The 2,672-nt window shown below is 30.3% G+C and carries 2 protein-coding genes; both read left to right on the forward strand.

Features of this window, described 5'->3' with window-relative positions:
* Nucleotides 1-581: 581 nt before the first annotated feature.
* A complete protein-coding gene (locus A9G22_RS00560) occupies nucleotides 582-1,304 on the forward strand; it encodes an outer membrane protein (protein WP_065586041.1) in 723 nt (240 codons plus the stop codon).
* Between the two features lie 307 nt (nucleotides 1,305-1,611).
* The gene (locus tag A9G22_RS00565; RefSeq protein ID WP_065586042.1) at nucleotides 1,612-2,349 is read left to right on the forward strand and encodes a carbonic anhydrase; all 738 of its coding nucleotides are present in this window, start codon (nucleotides 1,612-1,614) and stop codon (nucleotides 2,347-2,349) included.
* Nucleotides 2,350-2,672 lie beyond the last annotated feature (323 nt).

The following is a 2,672-nucleotide window of genomic DNA, read 5'->3' on the forward strand; positions in this document are numbered from 1 at the left end:
TTTATATAATGACAATGAATATAGAAAACAATATATAGTAAAGTTTGTTTCTAAATAATCAATTAATGACTAGCATAATGTAAATCATTTATATGGTATTGTAAAATCAGTAATACTATTTTGACTAGTTTTAGGTTGAAAATGTCTTACTTTTCCATTATTTTTTTAGCCAACTTAAAACTCCCCTCTATTTATTTAATCGTCCATTTCATTGGCGACATCAAAATTCATCGTATTTTTTGTTCAATTTCTATTTTTTACATGTAACTTATTTTGAATAAATAGCCCTATGCTGTTTATTTATACATTAAGTATGTTTTTGACTACATTCCTATAATAATATGGTAAGGATTTCAAAGTTAATTTTAGAGTGAATTTGTTGAATGAAGTTCGTTTTATATTTGGTTGAGTTGTGCTAAAGTTGTTGATATTGTATTGATAATATGCTAGAAAAATTCTAGTTGTGTTTGCAGTAGTAAATAAAATTGCAATTACTCCATCGTTAGCGCTAGTACAAAATTGACGCGGAAAATTACGCCTCGCATTATAAATTATAACTAAAAATAATTAAGGAAATGAAAATGAAAAAAACATTAATCGCACTAACAACTTTTGCGTGTTTCTCAAGTTTTGCTTATGCTGAAACAAGTGGATTTTATCTAGGTGGACAATTAGGTGCTGCGATGCTGAAGGCAAGCAGTCTTAAGGACAATATGTATCATAAACGGGGTATTGTCTTGAACGATGATATCTTTGATTCGATGCATAAAACTAAATTAGCAAGTGCTTTAAATTTAGGTTATAGCTTCCATGACGATGATATTCCAGTAAGAGTGGAGCTATCTTTTACACTACGAGGTAATACAGAGAAAAAAGAAAATAGATACAGTACATATGAGGATTATCATCTTCGTACTACTCAAAAAGTTAAATCACGTATGAATACACTCATGTTAAATGGTTATTCAGATATTGATATAGACTCATCAATTACTCCATTTGTTGGTGTTGGAATAGGTATGGCATTCACTAAATTAGAAAATAGTTATAGAGAGCAATATAATGTTTCTGTTGATGGTGTTGACTACGAACGTTCTTTATCAAAAACTAAAACTAAATTTGCATGGAATGTTGCAGCCGGTGTAGCTTATAAAGTCAATAATAATCTAGATTTTGATTTTATGGCTCGCTATGTAGATGCAGGTAAAATAACTATTAAAAAACATAATGAATATTACCGAACTAATACCAGTGCCAAGTTAAGCTCAATTGATTTATTAGCTGGTATTCGTTATAACTTCTAATCAATTGATTAAATTAAAAAGGGCTATACTATAAAAGTACTCTAGTCCTTTTTAATTGATTTATTAATACTACAACAATACAGATCTCGTTTTGATATACATTTTTATGACTATTTAAAAATACTGTACGTACAGATCAGAATATTTTCTTGTTTAGTTTGTTACTATTAGATTTTTAATTAATCATGAATTTTTTGGAAAAAATTAACTAATTCGTGCTTTTTTATCTATAAAAATGAAAAGTCGAGGTGTATAATCTACCTCCCCATAACCAACATTGTAGTGTAAAATTAATATGAAATTTAATATGAAACTTAATGTAATAATTGCGGTACTAATGGTAACTAGCTTATCTTGCGTTGCAGCAGAGCCTGTTCCGCATTGGGATTATGAAGGCGAAGCTAAACCCGAAAATTGGGGAAAGCTTTCACCAGAATTTTCAACATGTGAAAATGGAAAAAATCAATCACCTATCAATATTGAACATGCATTAAAAACACATCATGATAAACTTAAACTGGTTTTCAAACCAGGTAAACAAGAAATCATTAATAATGGTCATACAGTCCAAGTGAATGTTGATGAAGGTAATACGCTAGAAATTGATAACGAAGTTTTTACCCTACAACAATTCCATTTTCACACCCCAAGTGAGAATGAAATCAATGGCAAACACTTTCCTATGGCAGCTCATTTTGTTTATAAAAGCAAAAATGGTGATTTAGCGGTTGTTGGGCTTATGTTTAAAAAAGGGAAACCTAACCTCGAACTAGCTAAAGCTTGGCAGCAAATTCCGACAGAAGCAGGAAGCACAGCAGTATTAAACCAGTCAGTTGATATTAAGGCATTATTGCCAAACAGGTTAAATTTTTATCGCTTTAGCGGCTCACTGACTACTCCGCCTTGTACTGAAGGTGTTATATGGATTGTACTAGAGCAAGAAAGTAATGTGTCTACTGAACAAATCGAAAAATTCCACTCAATCATGCATCACAATAACAATCGTCCAATTCAACCATTGCATGGTCGTGTAATTATTGATTAATGCTGCTTGTCTGGCTCAGTTAAATGATTTTTAAATGAGTCAGTTTTTTCATTTTAGGAGAAGTTTATTGCAGTGTAATCAACCCCAAAATGGTACAGTGGAAATTTGCGAATGCTAAGTATTGCTTTACAATATAGTTAAGGCTAGCTATTAATAAAAATTGTCGCAATGAACAGGTTATTGAAACTTCTAAAGTTAAATCGCATAAACTAATCCAAAAACGATTTATTAGGTAGATAAAAAATACGAGTGCAATCATAAATAATAATAAATATTATTTTTTCAGCTGTATACTTTTAATATAATTCCTCATATTTTAAGAA

It is taken from the genome of Gilliamella sp. App2-1, from assembly GCF_001690255.1.
GTDB classification, from domain to species: domain Bacteria; phylum Pseudomonadota; class Gammaproteobacteria; order Enterobacterales; family Orbaceae; genus Gilliamella; species Gilliamella apicola_G.

Coding starts and splice junctions, on each gene's coding strand:
- A9G22_RS00560 (WP_065586041.1), top strand. CDS start 582: ATGAAAAAAACATTAATCGCACTAACAACTTTTGCGTGTTTCTCAAGT.
- A9G22_RS00565 (WP_065586042.1), top strand. CDS start 1,612: ATGAAACTTAATGTAATAATTGCGGTACTAATGGTAACTAGCTTATCT.